This window comes from Sphingobium sp., from assembly GCA_023266575.1.
In the GTDB taxonomy this organism is placed as follows: domain Bacteria; phylum Pseudomonadota; class Alphaproteobacteria; order Sphingomonadales; family Sphingomonadaceae; genus Sphingobium.
Window position 1 is genome coordinate 15,879 of sequence record JAHFPV010000007.1, and the last position, 16,377, is coordinate 32,255.

The 16,377-nt window shown below is 65.4% G+C and carries 16 protein-coding genes; 6 read left to right on the top strand and 10 right to left on the bottom strand.

Annotated features, from left to right (window positions below):
* Positions 1 to 18: 18 nt before the first annotated feature.
* The gene (locus Q0D44_RS08660; protein ID WP_294135405.1) at positions 19 to 516 is read left to right on the top strand and encodes a cytochrome c; all 498 of its coding nucleotides are present in this window, start codon (positions 19 to 21) and stop codon (positions 514 to 516) included.
* 11 nt (positions 517 to 527) lie between these two features.
* A complete protein-coding gene (locus tag Q0D44_RS08665) occupies positions 528 to 1,196 on the top strand; it encodes a cytochrome b/b6 domain-containing protein (protein WP_294135407.1) in 669 nt (222 codons plus the stop codon).
* A gap of 10 nt (positions 1,197 to 1,206) precedes the next feature.
* Here the strand turns inward: Q0D44_RS08665 and Q0D44_RS08670 are convergent, their stop codons facing one another.
* Both Q0D44_RS08670 and Q0D44_RS08675 read right to left on the bottom strand, forming a co-directional pair.
* Positions 1,207 to 1,986: a cyclase family protein gene (locus Q0D44_RS08670; RefSeq protein WP_294135745.1), complete on the bottom strand. Its 780-nt coding sequence runs from the start codon at positions 1,984 to 1,986 to the stop codon at positions 1,207 to 1,209.
* 542 nt (positions 1,987 to 2,528) lie between these two features.
* Entirely contained in the window at positions 2,529 to 2,993 is a 465-nt protein-coding gene (locus Q0D44_RS08675; RefSeq protein ID WP_294135409.1) for an Lrp/AsnC family transcriptional regulator, read from the bottom strand.
* A gap of 117 nt (positions 2,994 to 3,110) precedes the next feature.
* Between Q0D44_RS08675 and alr the strand changes: the two genes are divergently transcribed.
* From alr to Q0D44_RS08690, 3 genes are read left to right on the top strand one after another with little or no spacing between them, the layout of a single operon-like run.
* Complete coding sequence (gene alr, locus Q0D44_RS08680; protein ID WP_294135411.1) at positions 3,111 to 4,244, top strand: alanine racemase; 1,134 nt, start codon at positions 3,111 to 3,113, stop codon at positions 4,242 to 4,244.
* Complete coding sequence (locus Q0D44_RS08685) at positions 4,241 to 5,497, top strand: D-amino acid dehydrogenase (RefSeq protein WP_294135413.1); 1,257 nt, start codon at positions 4,241 to 4,243, stop codon at positions 5,495 to 5,497. Before alr ends, Q0D44_RS08685 begins: the two co-directional genes overlap by 4 nt.
* Positions 5,498 to 5,515: 18 nt before the next feature.
* The gene (locus Q0D44_RS08690) at positions 5,516 to 5,860 is read left to right on the top strand and encodes a RidA family protein (RefSeq protein ID WP_294135415.1); all 345 of its coding nucleotides are present in this window, start codon (positions 5,516 to 5,518) and stop codon (positions 5,858 to 5,860) included.
* Positions 5,861 to 5,928: 68 nt separating this feature from the next.
* Here Q0D44_RS08690 and Q0D44_RS08695 read toward each other — a convergent pair whose 3' ends face one another.
* The 3 genes from Q0D44_RS08695 to Q0D44_RS08705 all read right to left on the bottom strand — a co-directional run bounded on the left by Q0D44_RS08695 (position 5,929) and on the right by Q0D44_RS08705 (position 9,612).
* Positions 5,929 to 7,206 (bottom strand): amidohydrolase family protein, encoded by a 1,278-nt coding sequence (locus Q0D44_RS08695; RefSeq protein WP_294135417.1) that lies wholly within the window; start codon positions 7,204 to 7,206, stop codon positions 5,929 to 5,931.
* Positions 7,199 to 8,026 (bottom strand): helix-turn-helix domain-containing protein, encoded by an 828-nt coding sequence (locus tag Q0D44_RS08700; protein ID WP_294135419.1) that lies wholly within the window; start codon positions 8,024 to 8,026, stop codon positions 7,199 to 7,201. Before Q0D44_RS08700 ends, Q0D44_RS08695 begins: the two co-directional genes overlap by 8 nt.
* 77 nt (positions 8,027 to 8,103) lie before the next feature.
* The gene (locus tag Q0D44_RS08705; protein WP_294135421.1) at positions 8,104 to 9,612 is read right to left on the bottom strand and encodes a long-chain fatty acid--CoA ligase; all 1,509 of its coding nucleotides are present in this window, start codon (positions 9,610 to 9,612) and stop codon (positions 8,104 to 8,106) included.
* A gap of 124 nt (positions 9,613 to 9,736) precedes the next feature.
* Between Q0D44_RS08705 and Q0D44_RS08710 the strand changes: the two genes are divergently transcribed.
* Positions 9,737 to 10,684 carry an enoyl-CoA hydratase/isomerase family protein gene (locus Q0D44_RS08710; RefSeq protein WP_294135423.1) on the top strand — a complete coding sequence of 316 codons (948 nt, stop codon included), beginning with the start codon at positions 9,737 to 9,739 and terminating at the stop codon, positions 10,682 to 10,684.
* On the opposite strand, the gene Q0D44_RS08715 is transcribed toward Q0D44_RS08710, so the two are convergent.
* From Q0D44_RS08715 to Q0D44_RS08735, 5 genes are read right to left on the bottom strand one after another with little or no spacing between them, the layout of a single operon-like run.
* On the bottom strand, positions 10,616 to 12,028 hold the full coding sequence (locus tag Q0D44_RS08715; protein WP_294135425.1) for an amidohydrolase family protein: 1,413 nt from the start codon (positions 12,026 to 12,028) through the stop codon (positions 10,616 to 10,618). The genes Q0D44_RS08710 and Q0D44_RS08715 overlap by 69 nt on opposite strands.
* On the bottom strand, positions 12,022 to 13,173 hold the full coding sequence (locus Q0D44_RS08720) for a CoA transferase (protein ID WP_294135427.1): 1,152 nt from the start codon (positions 13,171 to 13,173) through the stop codon (positions 12,022 to 12,024). The genes Q0D44_RS08715 and Q0D44_RS08720 overlap by 7 nt, the downstream gene beginning before the upstream one ends.
* A gap of 1 nt (position 13,174) precedes the next feature.
* Positions 13,175 to 14,671, bottom strand: coding sequence for a fatty acid--CoA ligase family protein (locus Q0D44_RS08725; RefSeq protein WP_294135429.1), 1,497 nt, complete (start codon positions 14,669 to 14,671; stop codon positions 13,175 to 13,177).
* Positions 14,672 to 14,680: 9 nt separating this feature from the next.
* On the bottom strand, positions 14,681 to 14,971 hold the full coding sequence (locus Q0D44_RS08730) for a hypothetical protein (protein WP_366009287.1): 291 nt from the start codon (positions 14,969 to 14,971) through the stop codon (positions 14,681 to 14,683).
* A 22-nt stretch (positions 14,972 to 14,993) separates the two neighbouring features.
* Positions 14,994 to 16,220: a CoA transferase gene (locus Q0D44_RS08735; RefSeq protein ID WP_294135432.1), complete on the bottom strand. Its 1,227-nt coding sequence runs from the start codon at positions 16,218 to 16,220 to the stop codon at positions 14,994 to 14,996.
* Positions 16,221 to 16,377: the final 157 nt, after the last annotated feature.

The window sequence follows — 16,377 nt, forward strand, 5'->3', positions numbered from 1 at the left end:
AGCAGGGTAGATTATCGCATGACCAAATCACCGTCTTTCCGCCGCCCAATGCTTGCGCTGCTGGGATTTTCGCTGATCGGCCTGCCGATGCTGGCGGGACCGTTGACAGCCGCCCCAGCCGCCGCGCCCTCGCCCAAGGCAGCGGTCGTCGCGCGGCAGGCCGGATACAAGAAAATGGGCGCAGCGATGAAGGCGCTGAACGACCAGCTCAAGAGCGACGCCCCGGCGAAAGCCGCAATGGTCGCTGCGGCCCAGACGATCGCCGCCACCGCGCGCGATCAGTCCCGGCTGTTTCCGGCAGGCAGTGGCCCGACGGCAGGCGTCCCCACCGACGCGCTGCCCAATATCTGGACCGATCGCGCGACCTTTGACGGCCAGATGGCGAAGCTGGTCGTCGAATCGGGCAAGCTGGTCGGCATCGTCAATGGCGGCAATGCCGACGCCATCCGCGCCCAGGGCAAGGCGACTGGCGGCACTTGCGCCGCCTGCCATCGCCAGTTCCGCGCCGACAGCTGAGCGATCCCGCCATGCCGACCGACGCATCCCGACGCCCACTTGTCTGGGATATCTATATCCGCCTGTTCCACTGGCTGCTCGTCGGCCTGCTGGGCTTTTCCTGGTGGAGCGGCGAGCGGCATGAGATGGAATGGCACCGCCTGTCGGGCTACGCCATCCTCTTCCTGCTGATCTTCCGCCTCTATTGGGGATTTGTGGGCAGCGGGACGGCCCGTTTCGTCCATTTCGTGCGCAGCCCCCGCACGGCCTTCGCCTATCTCCGCAATCTCAGGACGCGCCCCTATCGTGCCACCGCCGGTCATAATCCGGTCGGCGGCTGGAGCGTATTGCTGATGCTTGTCAGCCTGATCGCGATGGTGACGGCAGGCCTGTTCGCGGTGGATGTGGACGGTCTGGAATCCGGTCCCCTCGCCGATTATGTCAGCTTCGATCAGGGGCGGATGGCCGCTGATCTGCACGGCCTGTTGTTCAACCTGCTGCTCGCGCTGGTCGCGCTCCACATCGTCGCGATCCTCTATTATCTGCTGCGCCTGCGCCATAATCTGATCGGCCCGATGATCCATGGCCGCGGCACTATGCCGGTCGAGCAAGCAAAGGCGCTGCCTGCCGGCTCACCCTGGAAAGCCGTGATCGGCCTGCTCGTCGCCGCCGCCTGCACCTGGGCCATCGGCTTCCGCTAGGCGGCAGTGCTTATACCTCGATAATGGCGACGGCGCGGGTCCAGCCCGCCGACGCACCCTTGATCTTGTGGGGGAAGCAGCTGACGGTGAAGCCGTAGGGCGGCAGCACTTCCAGATTGTGCAGCTTTTCCAGATGGCAATAGCCGATGTCGCGGCCTGCCTTATGCCCTTCCCAGATCAGCGACGTGTCGCCCGTTTCCTTCACCTTCTGCGCGGTATGGGCAAAGGGCGCGTCCCAGCTCCATGCGTCGGTGCCGGTCACGCGCACGCCGCGAGTGGTCAGGTACATGGTCGCCTCATAGCCCATGCCGCAGCCGACGTTGACGAAGTCGGGCCGTCCGAGCGCCTGGCCCGCCGCGGTGTTGACCAGCACGATGTCGAGCGGCTGGAGATCATGGCCGATCCGCGCCAGCTCCGCCTCGACATCGGCGGCGGTCACGACATAGCCATCGGCAAAATGGCGGAAGTCCAGCTTCACGCCCGGCCGGAAACACCAGTCGAGCGGCACCTCGTCGATCGTGATCGCCCGCTGGCCGCCATCCATGGTCGGATGATAATGATAGGGCGCGTCGAGATGTGTGCCATTATGCGTGGTCAGCGTCACCCACTCGGCTGCCGCAAAACCCGCTCCATCCGGCGTCTGCTCCGCCGTCACGCCGGGGAAGAAATGCTGCAATTCCTGCACCGTATCGCCATGGGTTTGATAAGTGATGCTGGGCCGCATGAAGGGCGGGTCGGACACCACATCATTGTCGAGCGTGATCGACAGGTCGATGAATTGGCGGCTCATCATTGCAGACTCCTGAAAAATCGGCGCGCTTCAGAGCGGCTGCGCGACGGTCTCCAACATGGCACGGGCGGCTTTGGCGTTGTCGACCAGCTTTCCCTGACCAGTCTGGCCGTGCCAGATCGCCAGGCTTTCGCGCACGATATAGGCGCAGCGCTCAAACGCCGGTCCGGATTGGCAATCAGCGCCGTTTCAAGATCATGATAGCGCGACAGTTTGTCGGCCAGCGTCAGACTATTCTCGATCGCCATGCCCGCCCCTTGCCCCAAATGGGGAGTCGTTGCATGGACGCCGTCGCACAGCAGGACAATCTGTCCTTTGTGCCATGGGCTCTAGACCAGCAGCCCTTCAAGCGGGCGATGGAACCCGCGCGATCATCGTGCCATCTGGCAGGAAAATCTCCACTGCCTCGTCGAACAACCATCAGCGCCGCACTCATCGCAGGCCAGCTCAGATGCATCGGCCCCTCGAACACCGCCAGCAAATTAAAGGTCGAGACGGCGAAATCGCATGATCCAACCTATATGCTATCCGTGTTCAGCCCCTCACCCCTTGCTGCGGCGCGGGCGCAGCGCGTCGCGCATGGCGATGCTGGAATTGATCCGGGTCACGCCGGGCATTCGCGACAATATCTCGCTATGGATACGCTCATAGGCGTCCACGCTGTCCGCCTCCACCCGCAGCCAATAATCGACCGCGCCGGTCATCAGGAAACATTCGCGGATTTCCGGGCATTGCCGCACCGCATGTTCGAAGCGGGCGAGATGATCCTCGGTCTGCCGGTCCAGTGTCACCTGCACCAGCACATTGACCAGCCTGTTGTCGTCGCGCCCGCCCGCGACCACGGTATAACCGCGAATATAGCCCTCGGCCTCCAATTGGCGGATGCGGCGGTGACAGGCCGACGGCGACAGGCCGATCTCCGCCGCGATCTCGGCATTGGATCGCCGCGCGTTCAGCTTGAGCAGGCGCAGAATCGCGCGATCCATATTGTCGAAGGACATGGCCATATATGCAAATTCCCTGAAACAATCGGCTATATAGGCGGAAAATATCGAATAATCATCCACTGATTGCGTGGATATTCGCACAAACGTGATTTACACTGCGGCGGGATCGGAAAGGGAATGGCGATGCAGCATGGGACCGCGGGACATTTGCGCATCGACCTTGGCGCGCTGGTGGCCAATTATCGGCTGATCACCCGGCATGTTGCCCCCGCCAGCGTGGCGGGCGTGGTCAAGGCTGACGCTTACGGCCTGGGTGCCGCCCCAGTATCGGCTGCTCTCTATGCGGCAGGCTGCCGCCATTTCTTCGTCGCCCATCTGTGCGAAGCGGAGACTCTGAAGCAGCATCTGCCGACCGACACCACCCTCTATATCCTCAACGGCCTGCCGCCCGGCGCGGAAGCGGATTGCGCGGCGATCGGCGCGGTGCCGGTCCTCAACGCGCTGGAACAGATTGACCGCTGGGCCGCCCTTGCCCGCACACAGGGCCGCCACTTGCCGGGCGTGATTCAGGTCGACAGCGGCATGGCCCGCCTCGGCCTGACCCCGGACGATTTAACTACACTGCGCCAGTTGCCTGAGCGGCTTGACGGCATAGACCTGCGGCTGGTCATGACCCATCTCGCCTGCGCCGACGATCCCGACGACGCCTTCAACCCGCGCCAGCGCGCCACCTTTGACGCCATCGCCAGCCAGTTCCCCGGCATCCCCCGCTCGATCGACAATTCGGGCGGCGCGATGACATCGGGTGTGGGTCATGGCGATATCGTCCGCGCCGGGATCGCCCTCTATGGCGGCGCGCCCCATGGCCAGCCCAACCCGATGCAGCCGGTCGTCGCGCTCGACGCTTATATCGTCCAGCTCCGCACCGTCGATGCGGGGGCAGGGGTCGGCTATGGCCTGACCCACCGTTTCGATCGCCCGTCGCGCGTTGCCACCGTTTCGGTCGGCTATGCCGATGGCTGGCCGCGTCACCTGAGCAATCGGGGCAGTGCCTGGATCGGCGACGTGCGCGTGCCGATCGTAGGGCGGGTGTCGATGGACAGCATGGCGCTCGATGTCACCGACGTCCCCGATGCGATGCTTCACGCCGGTGCGCCGGTCGAGTTGATCGGCCCGCACCAGACGATCGACGATGTCGCGGCGCAGGCCGACACGATCAGCTACGAAATATTGACCCGGCTCGGCCACCGCTATGCGCGCACCTATCTGCCCGCGCCGGTCGCCACCCCCGACAGGAGCATCATGGCATGAAGGTCGTCATTCTGGGTGGCGGCGTCATCGGCGTCACCTCCGCCTGGTATCTCTCGCAGGCCGGCCATGAGGTCGTCCTGATCGATCGCCAGACTGGCGTGGCGCAGGAAACCAGCTTCGCCAATGCGGGGGAAATCTCGCCCGGCTATGCGTCGCCATGGGCTGCGCCCGGCATCCCGGCCAAGGCGCTGCGCTGGCTGTTCATGCAGCACGCCCCGCTGATCCTGCGCCCCAATGTCGACATGGCGATGCTGCGCTGGATGATCGCGATGCTCGGCAATTGCAATGCGGCCAACTATCGCATCAACAAGGGGCGGATGGTGCGCCTCGCCGAATATAGCCGCGACCAACTAATTGCCCTGCGTACCGCCACTGGCATCAGCTATGACGAGCGTAGCCAGGGGACGCTCCAGCTGTTCCGCGAACAGAAGCAGCTCGACGGCATCGCCAAGGATATTGAGGTGCTGCGCGCCGACAATGTCCCGTTCGAGGTGCTGGACCGCGCCGGATGCATCGCCGCCGAACCGGGCCTCGCCGCCAGCGCTTCGTCCATCGCAGGTGGTCTGCGCCTGCCCAATGACGAGACGGGCGACTGTTTCAAATTCACCAATGCCCTTGCAGACATGGCGCGTGCGCGCGGCGTCCAGTTCCTGATGGGCCGCACGATCAAGGGGCTGGCGCGCGAAGCCGGGCGCATCAGCCATGTCGTGACTGACGAAGGCGACGTGATTGGCGACGCCTATCTCGTCGCCATGGGCAGCTTCTCGCCCTTGCTCCTCGCTCCGCTCGGCCTGCGCCTGCCTGTCTATCCAGTGAAGGGCTATTCGATCACCGTGCCGATCGTGCAGCCGGATGCCGCCCCGGTCTCCACCCTGCTTGATGAAAGCTACAAGGTCGCGATCACCCGGCTGGGCGACCGCATCCGCGTGGGTGGCATGGCCGAACTGTCGGGTTACACCAATGACCTGCCACAGGCGCGCCGCGACACGCTTGACCATAGTGTCGGCACGCTGTTCCCCGGCGCGGGGGATCTGAGCAAAGCGACATTCTGGAGCGGGCTGCGGCCGATGACGCCCGATTCAACGCCGGTGGTGGGTGCCACGCCGATCGACAATCTGTTCCTCAACACCGGCCATGGCACGCTGGGCTGGACCATGGCCTGCGGGTCGGGCCAGGTAATCGCCGACCTGATCGGCGGCCAACCCCCCGCGATCGAAACCGCCGATCTGGCGCTGGCCCGCTATCGGCGCTGATTTCCAAGGAGAAAACGCATGACCATTACCCGCATCGAAACCGGCCCGCGCATGAGCGAAGCGGTCATTCATGGCGACACCGTCTATCTGGCCGGTCAGGTCGGCGAAGGCGACAGCGTGACCGCCCAGACCCAGAGCGCTCTGGCCGAGATCGACCGTCTGCTGGCGCTGGCGGGTAGCAGCAAGGCGCACATCCTGCGCGCCACCATCTGGCTGGCCGACATCGCCGATTTTGCGGAAATGAATGCGGTATGGGACGCCTGGATCGCCGACGTCGCGGCCCCCACGCGCGCCACCGGCGAAGCGAAACTGGCAACGCCCGACTATAAGGTGGAAGTAATCATCACCGCCGCCCGCGCCTGATCCGGCACGGCGCAAAAAAAGCGGGGCGCTCTGGAGAGAGGGACAGAGCGCCCCGGTTATGCCCTCAATCAGAAGGGCAAATTATACATGGTCGTCGCGTTGTCCTGCAGCACCTTCTTCTTGACCGCATAGTCATAGCCGCCCAGCACATCGACGACATGCGCCTGCACGCCGGGATAGAGCGATGTGGGATGCGGGAAGTCGGTCTCGAACATCACCTTGTCCACGCCGATGGTTTCCAGCAACAGCTTGGGACCGACCTTCTCGAACCAGAAGGTGACCCAGAAATGGTCGCGGAAATATTCCCATGGCCGCTTGTTGAGCAGGCCTTTCTTGGTCGGCAGCATCTCGTTGAACTGATGCTCCAGCGCCTCGATCGCGAAGGGCAGCCAGCCCATGCCGCTTTCGATGAGGCCGATCTTCAGCTTCGGGTGACGGTCCAGCCGTCCCGACACCATCCAGTTGCCCAGCGTCGCGGCATTGCCGATCGAGAACATCGTCGCCACCACCGACAACGTCTGTTCAAAGCCAAAGCCTTCCCAGGTCAGCGTATTGGGATCGACCGCGGAATTGAGGTGGAAGTTGAGCGGCATACCGGTCGCTTCGCACATCTCCAGGAACGGCGTCCAATAATCGTGCAGGAAGCTCGGCACGCCGACACGTTCGGGCGTGTCGGGCAGGACGAAGCCCTTGAGGCCCATGTCGTAGCAACGGCGGGCTTCGGTCTCCAGCGCCTTCTGGTCCCAGAAGGGCAGATGACCCATGTTGAAAATGCGGTTGCCCGACACCTGCTGATATTCGGCGGATGCGTCATTATACATCTGGACGATGGCCAGCGCGAGGTCGGGATCGCCGAGCGACATGAGCGACCCGGCCTGGGTCACACCTGAATTCTGGAAGCCGATCTGGGCATAGACGCCCATATCGTCCATCGCTTGCAATCGTTCCTTGATCAGATGACCACCCGGATGGGCCTGCTCCAGCTTCGGGAAGGCCAGCCGTCCCAGCAGCTTGTTATTGTCGGCACGGATGACATTGCCGCCCATAGACCCGAAATTGCGGTCGCCGACATACCAGCGTTCCACCCCGTCATTGTCCAGCTTCACATAGGGAACCTTGGACTTTAGCGCAGCGGGCGCGCGCGACGTGAACAGGTCGGGCGCTTCGGTGATATGCGTGTCGGTATCGACAATCTTGATTCCGGCAAGCGACGGGTCCAGCCCGCCGGACTGGGACGCATAATCGACCTCACGGATGACGCCGCCCTCGGTATAGCCTTCGGCCGACCAATATTTGCGCGCGGATGCGGCCAGTTCCTCGTCCGCTTTGTCTTTCACATCAGCCATGCTTGGCCTCCATCGTCTGGCGGCTGGCATCGAACAGCGGGGAAACGGGCGCAGGTGCCGGTTCCTCGACGCAGCGACGGACCGCCTCGTTCAGGGTGCGCAGCAGGCTGTCGGCATCGATCTGGTCGGACGGTTCATAGACAAAGCCAATGGCCAGCGGCTGGCCGTCGGGCATGTTGGGCAACAGCACGGCGGTGACGTCGGCAATCGATCCGAAGCCTGCCTTGCCGGTGGCAAAGCCATGATCGCGGCAGGCCTGGACCTGCGCCGCCATTTCGGTGGGCAGGAATTTGCGGTCGGCGCTTGCTTCGGCATTGAGGCGACGGATCATGCCGTCGCGACGCGGCTGGGCAATGGTCGACAGCAGCAGCCAGCCTGCGGCGCTATCGGACAGATGATCCTGCTGGCCACCGCAGAAACCGGCAGGACCGGCCGTGCGGAAGGTCCGTTTGCCAACGCGCCAGTTGAACACCTGCGCCTTCAGCCCGACCATGCCGAACACGGCCACGCCAAGGCCGGTCTGTGCCGACAGCCGGTCGATCAGGCCAGTGAGCGCGCCATCACGCACCAGCTTGGGCTGAACGGCAGCCCCCAGCATCGCGGCGCGCGGGGTGGGCGAATAGGAACGCGAACAGGGATCCTTGTGCAGCAGGCCAAGGTCCACAAGGCTCGACAGCAGTTCAGACGTGCTGGACTGGGGACGGTCGAACCGGCGGACAATGTCCATCACGGTAGCCTGGGGATGATCCTCATCGAAGAATTCGAGCACTTCGATGACGCGCTTGGCGATCTTAGCCTTGTTGGACTCGACTTGAGCCATGGTCCTCTCCTCCGGTTTATGAACAGTAGTGTTCACTAACGCGGCGGACCTGTCAATTAAAAATGAGATGGTCTCGTTTATGTCATATTCATTGTCTCATTGTCCGGCTCGCTGTCGCTTTCATCAAACAGGCGGCGAAGCGCCATGCGATCTGTCTTGAGCGACGGGGTGCGCGGCAAATCCATACAAAACCGCCATTTTACCGGAACATGCGTCGCCAACAGATGCGCCCGGACATGCGCCGCCAACGTATCGGCGTCGGTCTCCGAGGCCGCAGGCGACAGCCGGATCGCTGCGGCCGGAACCTGCCCCAGCCGCGCGTCCGGCACGCCGATGACTGCCGCCTCGGCGACCGACGGGTGCAGCATCAGCGCCTGTTCGATCGACTCAGGCAGCAGCTTGAACCCGCCCCGGATGATCGCGCCGTCCGCCCGGCCCAGCAGAAACAGGAATCCGTCCGCGTCGATCCGCGCCATGTCCGACGTGCGAATCCAGTCTGGCCCGATTCGCGGCGATATGACCTCCAGCAATCCGGGCGTATCGGACGGCAGGGGCGTCCCGCTGTCCGCATCGACGACTCGCAATTGCGCCCCCGGCATCGCCCTGCCCACCGTCCCGCGCTTGGCCTTGCCCCATGTCGCGTGCAGCTGCGCCGTCATCATCGCCACCGGCCCGGCAAATTCGGTGGCACCATAGGATAGCAGGATGGGAATGCCATAATGCGCCTCGAACGCCTGCTGCACGCCGGGGTCGAGCGGCGCTGCGCCGCAGCCGATCGCCTTGATCGACGCCAGATTGGCGACCGGAATATCCGCGTCCAGCACCCCGCGAACGCTGCTGGGTGGTAATCCCGCATGGGCCGGGCGATAGCGCAGCACATGGTCGTGCCAGGCGGCGATGGTGAACCGCTCCAGCAACAGCATCCGCTGCCCCCGGATCAGCATCGGCAGGGTGGAATAGAGGCCCGAAATATTGCCGATCGGAAAATAGAGCAGGAAAGGCGGCGCGGCCTGCACATCTTCGCCCTGCCTCTGGGTCAGCGGCGACCCCAGAAAATGCTGCTCCATCAGGGCATAGGGGACGGCAAAAGATTTGGGCGGGCCGGTGGTGCCGCTGGTCAATATCTCGATCTGCGGGTGGGCGGGCGCGGCCCGCTCACACGCCGCTCCCGTCGCCGGACTGCGCAGAGCCGCCGCCATCTCGTCCAGCGCGATTACCGCCACGCCCTCGTCCCGTGCGGCGTCGATCACCGCTTGCGTAAGATCGTCGGCAAAAGCGACCAGCGCCGATCCTGCGGCTTTGACGACATCGCGCGCAATCCCGCCCGGTGACTGGAAGGCGTAGATCATACGGATCGTGCGCCCCTGCGCCAACAATCCCAGCAGCGCGGCCAGCGCTGCGGGCCGGTTGCGCGGCACGAAGGCGACGGGCGCATCCGCGCCGATCCCGCTAGCGATCAATGCCGCCTGCACCGCATCGGCAACCTGGCGCACTGCGCCCCAGTCATGCCACCGCCCTTCAAATTCGATCGCCGGCAGCGCCGGGTCACGCTGCAAGGCGTCAATGCTGCGTTGCTGCAAGCTCATGCCTGTCTCCCTGACATGGCCGATAGTGGGGCAGGGGAGGGCGTCCCGCCAACCATCTTGCGCAACGCGACGGCGATGAATGGATGTTTCGGTTTGCGACACCGGCACGGGCTTCTAACCTGCCATGATGACGCCGCCCGCCGCCCCGATCGACCCGCAATGCCTTAGGATCCCGTGGGACGGGGAGGGTGCGCCCTATGCAATTGTCGATCTGGCGACCGTGCAGGACGCCACGCCTTGGCATCTGCCGCCCTGTCCGCTGATCGGCATTGGCACCCCGGACCATGTCCGCGCCAAAGACGTCGACCTGCTGATCGAACCGCCCGCCTCGCTCGCCATGATCGTCGCCGCCATCACCGCCCAGCCACGGGCCGCCGCCATACTGGTCCAGCTGTTGCGCCTGATTGAAGGCATGGACCCCGCCACGGCGCTGGTCGCCGAATCGCTGGCCTATGGCCTGCTTCAGGGCAGTGAAGGCCATGCCCGCTGGCTGGCGACTCGCACCCCCGTGCCCGCCGCAGCGCCCGGCGAAATCCAACTGGACCGCACCGACGACCAGCTCACCATCACGCTGGACCGCGCCCACGCCCATAACGCGATCGACCGCACGCTACGCGATGGCCTGCGCGAGGCGTTCGATCTGGCGGCGCTGGACCGCGACATCGCCCGCATCAGCCTGCACGGGGCAGGGCGCAGCTTCTCGGTCGGCGCCGACCTCTCCGAATTTGGCACCACCCGCGATCCCGCGACCGCCCACGCCATCCGCATGGTCACGCTCCCCGCCCATGCGATCATAGGCTGCGCCGACCGGCTCGAAGCCCATGTGCAGGGCGCGTGCGTCGGCTCCGCGCTGGAGATGGCGGCCTTCGCCACCCGCCTGACCGCCAGCCCCAGCGCCTGGTTCCACTTGCCCGAACTGGCGATGGGGATCATCCCCGGCGCGGGCGGCTGCGTGTCGGTATCGCGCCGGATCGGGCGGCAACGCGCGGCACTGATGATCCTGTCAGGCCGCCGGATCAACGCCGCGACGGCGCTCGACTGGGGCCTGATCGACGCCATCATGGACGATTGACCCGTCAATGATCGTCTGCCTGACATCCCCCGCGTCCAGCCGCGTCCGCGCGTCGTCCCAACCCCGGTCCAGCAAACACAGATCCGCCGCCGCGCCCACTTCCACCCGCCGCACCCGCGACAGGTCCAGCGGATCGGCCAGGAACAGGTCGCGCGCCTGCTCCGGCGTCAGCGCCTCATCCACCCCGACCATCACGCCCGCCGCCGTGCGCCGCGACACCGCTGCGCGCATCGCCGCCCAGGGATCGGCGCTGCCAAAGGGCGCATCGCTTCCCCCCGCCAGCACCACGCCCGCCCTCATGAACGCGCCCAGCCGATAGAGAAAGGGCCGGTCACGCACATCGACATCGGCCAGATAGCGGTCGCCCCGCTCGGCGATGAAATGCGGCTGGCTGACCGCGTGCAACCCCATCATGGCCATGTCCGCCAGCAGCGTATCGGGCGTCACCCCGGCATGTTCGATCCGGTCGCCCCGCATCACCCCGGCCTCACCCAGCGCTGCCAGCGCGAACACCAGCTCGGTCTGCGTCGTGCAATGGATCGCCGCCACCCGCCCGCGATCATGACCGCCGCGCAGGAAGGCCACGCAATCGTCAAAATCGGGCAGTGCCTGTTCATGCAGATGCAGCTTGGCCGGGCCGATCATGATGCCGGGCAGGGATGGCGCATCCGACAGCCCCAGCGTTCCCGCCAGCACGACTCGCTGCGGCAGCCGCCCGCCCTGATGCTCTGCCGAAAAGTGCGCCGCCATCGCCGCGTCATTGGCGGGCGACATGTCAGTCACCCCCGACACCCCCATCGCCGCCAGTTCCGCCCCGATCGCGGCAAAATCCGGCGGCACGCTGCCCAGCCGATCGCGCAACCATGGGTCGGCATCGAACAATTGCCCGGTCGCCCGGTCCAGCCCCGGCGGCACCGGTCCATTGCCCAGCAACAGCGCCATCGCCGCGCTGTTCAGAAACCACATGCGCCCCGACCGATGCTGCACCCGCACTGGCCGCGCACCCGCCCAGCGGTCCAGCCGCTCCGCGTCCAGCATCCCGGCCACGCTCTCATGATAGCCGATCCCGCGCAGCCAGCCGTCACCGGGCCGGGCCAGCGCCGCCGCCAGACCATCCTCGTCCACTATATCGGGCGGCCCGCACGCCACCGACTCCCGCGCCACCGCCAGCGCGGCGCAATGGATATGATGGTCATGCAGCCCCGGCAGCAACGCCCCGCCCGCCGCCTCGATCACCCGCTCGCCATCAATCGGCGCAAGCTGCCCGATTGCCACGATCCGCCCGCCTGCAATCCGCACATCGGCGAGCGTCCGCCCGTCAATCTCGGCCCGCCGGATCAGCATCGCGCCAGCCAGAAGTCATTATCCTGCCCCATGGCCGCCACGCGCCCGGCGGGACGCATATCCGTCACCGAAAAAGCCTGTCCCTGCGCTGCGCCCCATGCCTGTAGATCGGTCATCAGCGCCTTCTCGTCGCGCCGCCTTTCGCTGTCCAGCACCATGGCGACGATCGCGCTCATCGACAGTATCATCCGCGCCGCCCGCCCGTCGCGCACCCGCTCCAGCGCCAGCCGCGCGGCATATATGCCGGTCAGCGGATCGGCGCAGGCATCCCCGCCGAAGCCCACCCGCCCGCTCGCGGCCATCAGCGCATCGCTTAACCCGCCTGCCACGCTGGCATCATCGCCAAAGCCGATCCAGTCGCCCGCATCCGCGGCAGCGCCATGGCCAGTAATCGTCATCCACACCAGCCCAGGCACCGACCGCACCAGCGCATCGGCGTCGACACCCAATTGCCGCAAAGCGCGTGGCCGAGCCGCTTCTATCACCACATCGGCTTGGCGAATCAGCGCGACCAGCGCCTCCCGGTCCGCCCCCTTGCGCAGGTCCAACGCGACATTATCCTTGTCCTGATTGATCCGCGCAAATAGCGCCGGATCGCCCTCGCGCATCCGGTCGGGCCGGTTGCGACTCTCCACCTTCACCACCCGCGCGCCGGTCAGGCCGATCAGATGCGCGGCCAGCGGTCCCGCCCATAGAGCTGAGAGGTCGATAACCAGCAACGGTACCGTCCGCGCCTTGACCGGCCCCTCCGCTGTAACTTGACAGGGCGGCGAAACCGACACCTCGCCCAGACGCGCAAGCGCCAGCCCCAGCATCCGCCCCTGCGCCACCAGCGCCGCACCATCGCGCGCACGAAAGGCCGCCACAATCTGCGCCTCATCGTCGGGATCAAGTCCGCCATCCTGAAACAGCGCAGGCAGCATCGCCCGGTCATCATCGCGCGCCAGCGTCAGCGCGACATGCCCGTCGCGCGCTGCATATAGACGGCATCCGCCCCCCGCCGATACCGCGCCCGGTACGGCAAAGCCGTTCAATGCCGCCCGCTCACCCATCAGCATCGCGCCGGTAAGTGCCTCCGGCATCCCCATCGCCCGCAACTCTCCCTCCGCCCATCCAGCCAGCGGCAGGGTCAGCGGGCGCGGCATGTCAGGCAGCAAACAGCGTCTTGATCTCCCGCCGCAACAGCTTGCCCATTTCATTATAGGGCAGGGCGTCGGCGAACAGCACCCGTTCCGGCACCCGCGACGACCGCAGCCGGGCGCGCACCATCTGCTTCAATTCCTCCTCGCCCGGCGCATCATGCCCCGCGCGCGGCACGACGATCAGCCCGACCGCCTCACCCCATTCGTGCGACGGGATCGCGACCGCCGCCGCTTCGGCCACCGCCGGATGGGTCATGACCACATCCTCGATTTCGCCGGGCGAGATATTCTCGCCCCCGCGCACGATCACATCGTCGGCGCGGCCCGACAGGAACAGATAGCCATCCGCGTCGATATAGCCCGCATCGCGCGTCGGGAACCAGCCGTCGGCGTCCAGCGCGCTGCGTTCGCGATATTCGCCCGACACCTGCTCGCCACGCACATAGATTTCGCCTGGCTCACCCGGCGGCAGCACAGCGCCATCCTCGTCGCGTATCTCGATCTCGACGGTTGGCAGCGGTCGGCCCACCGATCCCAGCCGCGCCCGCACGGTCGGGTCGTCCGATCCATGCGCCGCGCGATGCTCGTCCGGTCCCAGCAGGGCGATGGTCGAACTGGTCTCGGTCAGCCCATAGGCATTGGTGAAGCCGGTTGCGGGAAACAGGTCCAGGGCCTGATGGATCAATTCGGTCGGCATCTTGCCGCCACCATAAGCGATCGCGCGCAGCGCGGACAGGTCTGGCCGATGACCTTTCGCCATCGCCTCGATAATCCGCGACAACATGGTGGGCACGACAAAGGCATTGCTCGCCCCTTCGCCTGCCGCCAGATCGAGCCAGGCTTCGGGCGAGAAAGCGGGCAGCATCAATATGCGCCGCATCGCATAGATGGAGCTGAGCAAAGCGGCGATGCCCGCAATATGATAGGGAGGCACGCTGACCAGCGCGGCATCCTCTTCCGGCGCAGCGGCAAATTCGACCGTCCCCAATATATAGGACACAAGGTTCGCGTGCCGCAAAATCGCCGCCTTGGGCGCGGCGGTGGTGCCGCTGGTGAACAGCTGGATCGCGACCCCTTCGCCATCCTCGCCCTCGCTCGGTGCATCCACAGCGCGCGCCTGGGCCGCCTCGACAAAGGCAGCGCGGGTCAGCACGACATTGCTGTCCGCCGGGCAAAGCCGCCTTACCCGATCGACATCGCCCACGATCAGCGCCGGGGTAATCCGCTCCAGCAATGCGCCAAGGTCTGCGTCCGCCAGCCGGTAATTCAACGGCACATAGGGCACGCCCGCCAGCGCCGCGCCAAACAGCGCCATTGCCGCCGCCTCGCTGCTCTCGTCCAGCAACGCGACATGGGCACAGCCGCTGTCGCGGATCAGCGCCGCCGCGCCGCGCGCGCCAGCCAGCAGATCGGCATAGGACCAGCGCTGGCCGTCACAGACCAGGCCGATACGGTCGGGCGCTGTATCGGCGGCCATTTCCAGAAAAAGGGCGATGTTCATGGGTGGGTGTCAGTCCGACGCGGGCAGGGGCTTGGCATCCTTGATGCTCAGCGCCACGCCATCGACCGACAGCGATCCCTTGCCCGGCTTGACGCACAGCAGCTCGAACGTCCCGGCCGCATCGACATAGCGTTTGCCCATCAGTGTGCCTGCGGCAAAGGCCGCGTCCGGCGCGCCGATCGCATCGGGCTTCGCTTCGCCCATCGCCGCACCGCCGCATTCTATGCCGCCATTGCCGCTGCGGATCACCATCACTTCGGTATCGCACACCGCGCTTTTCAGTTTCGTTCCGGGCTTCATGTCCATCCTGCCTTTCAAAGCGTCACGCAATTGCGCCGCTGGCTTTCCATTGTTCGATCTGGTCCCATTCGACGCCCAGTTCCATTAGCACGATTTCGGTATGCTCGGATGCCTGGGGCGCACGGGTGGTTTCCAGCGGCTTGCCGTCAAACTGCACCGGGCCACGGACCAGCCGCAATGGCTTGCCACCATCGGCGCCCTCGACCTCGATGATCATGTCGTTGGCCAGCGCCTGTTCGTCGGTCAACAGGTCGGCAAAGCTCTGCACCGGCGCCCATTGGCCCTTCATCGTTTTCAGGTGCGACCGCCAATAGGCGAAGGGCTTTTGCGCGAATGCCTTGACCAATATGTCGCTCGCCGCGCCCGCATTCTCAATGAGCGACAGCACATCCTTGAAGCGCGGATCGTCCGCTGCTTCCGGCACGCCCACATGCGCGAAGGTATCGGCGATCAGGCCGGTCGGGCTGACCATGCACAGGTTGATGGTGCCGCCATCGGACGTGCGGAAATTGCCCATGAACGGGTTGCGCAGCGATCCGCCCGATACCGGCATCCCGTTGCGCGTCTCGATCCCGGTTTCCATCACCTGCGAAATCAGCGCGCCCGACGCCCACCAAGCTGCGCTCAGCAGCGACACGTCCAGTTCGGTCGCCTCGCCGGTCCTTTCGCGATGGAGCAGCGCGCCGGAAATGCCCCCGGCGATGAACATGCCGCCGATCGAGTCGCCGAATGCGGGAATGCCCTGGGTCAGCGGACCCGGCAGGGCTTCAGGCGTCATCGCATAGGCGACGCCGCTGCGCGACCAGAAGCAGGTGCCGTCAAAGCCGCCAATTTCGCGCTCCGGCCCCTTGTTGCCCAGCGCGCTGCCACGGGCATAAATGATGTTCGGGTTGACCGCGCGGATATGCTCGATGTCAAACCTGTTCTTCTGCCGCACCTGGGGCAGGTAGTTGGTCAGGAACACGTCCGCCGTCTTGGCCAGTTCGTAAAGCACTTCCTGTCCCTCGGCTGTGGACAGGTCGATGCCTACGCTGCGCTTGCCGCGATTGGGATGTTCGAACAAGGTATGGCGCAGTGGATCGAGCGTCACCCCGCCCATGTTCAGGAACCCGCGCTGCGTGTCGCCGCGCACCGGATGCTCGATCTTGATGACGTCCGCGCCCCAATCGGCCAGGATCGCCCCTGCGGCAGGCACATAGGTGAATTGCGCCACTTCCAGTACGCGCACACCCTTCATGACCTGGGTCATAAATTCTCATCCCCTCATTCGCCGCGCAACGCAGCCTTCATCCCTAAAAGTGGTAGAAGCTGTGGCGGTTGCCGCAAGAGCCGACAGGCTGTTGGGTGCGGGCTATCGCTAGCGCGATGCAAAGCTCTGCCTCAACGCCGCCACGATATGCGGCGCG

What these genes read in the sequence shown, in the direction of transcription:
- Q0D44_RS08725 (WP_294135429.1), bottom strand. Translation starts at nt 14,671, where the DNA reads ATGAACATCGCCCTTTTTCTGGAAATGGCCGCCGATACAGCGCCCGAC.
- Q0D44_RS08685 (WP_294135413.1), top strand. Translation starts at nt 4,241, where the DNA reads ATGAAGGTCGTCATTCTGGGTGGCGGCGTCATCGGCGTCACCTCCGCC.
- Q0D44_RS08730 (WP_366009287.1), bottom strand. Translation starts at nt 14,971, where the DNA reads ATGAAGCCCGGAACGAAACTGAAAAGCGCGGTGTGCGATACCGAAGTG.
- Q0D44_RS08715 (WP_294135425.1), bottom strand. Translation starts at nt 12,028, where the DNA reads ATGCTGATCCGGCGGGCCGAGATTGACGGGCGGACGCTCGCCGATGTG.
- Q0D44_RS08670 (WP_294135745.1), bottom strand. Translation starts at nt 1,986, where the DNA reads ATGAGCCGCCAATTCATCGACCTGTCGATCACGCTCGACAATGATGTG.
- Q0D44_RS08665 (WP_294135407.1), top strand. Translation starts at nt 528, where the DNA reads ATGCCGACCGACGCATCCCGACGCCCACTTGTCTGGGATATCTATATC.
- alr (WP_294135411.1), top strand. Translation starts at nt 3,111, where the DNA reads ATGGCGATGCAGCATGGGACCGCGGGACATTTGCGCATCGACCTTGGC.
- Q0D44_RS08675 (WP_294135409.1), bottom strand. Translation starts at nt 2,993, where the DNA reads ATGGCCATGTCCTTCGACAATATGGATCGCGCGATTCTGCGCCTGCTC.
- Q0D44_RS08735 (WP_294135432.1), bottom strand. Translation starts at nt 16,220, where the DNA reads ATGACCCAGGTCATGAAGGGTGTGCGCGTACTGGAAGTGGCGCAATTC.
- Q0D44_RS08710 (WP_294135423.1), top strand. Translation starts at nt 9,737, where the DNA reads ATGATGACGCCGCCCGCCGCCCCGATCGACCCGCAATGCCTTAGGATC.
- Q0D44_RS08700 (WP_294135419.1), bottom strand. Translation starts at nt 8,026, where the DNA reads ATGGCTCAAGTCGAGTCCAACAAGGCTAAGATCGCCAAGCGCGTCATC.
- Q0D44_RS08660 (WP_294135405.1), top strand. Translation starts at nt 19, where the DNA reads ATGACCAAATCACCGTCTTTCCGCCGCCCAATGCTTGCGCTGCTGGGA.
- Q0D44_RS08720 (WP_294135427.1), bottom strand. Translation starts at nt 13,173, where the DNA reads ATGCCGCGCCCGCTGACCCTGCCGCTGGCTGGATGGGCGGAGGGAGAG.
- Q0D44_RS08690 (WP_294135415.1), top strand. Translation starts at nt 5,516, where the DNA reads ATGACCATTACCCGCATCGAAACCGGCCCGCGCATGAGCGAAGCGGTC.
- Q0D44_RS08705 (WP_294135421.1), bottom strand. Translation starts at nt 9,612, where the DNA reads ATGAGCTTGCAGCAACGCAGCATTGACGCCTTGCAGCGTGACCCGGCG.
- Q0D44_RS08695 (WP_294135417.1), bottom strand. Translation starts at nt 7,206, where the DNA reads ATGGCTGATGTGAAAGACAAAGCGGACGAGGAACTGGCCGCATCCGCG.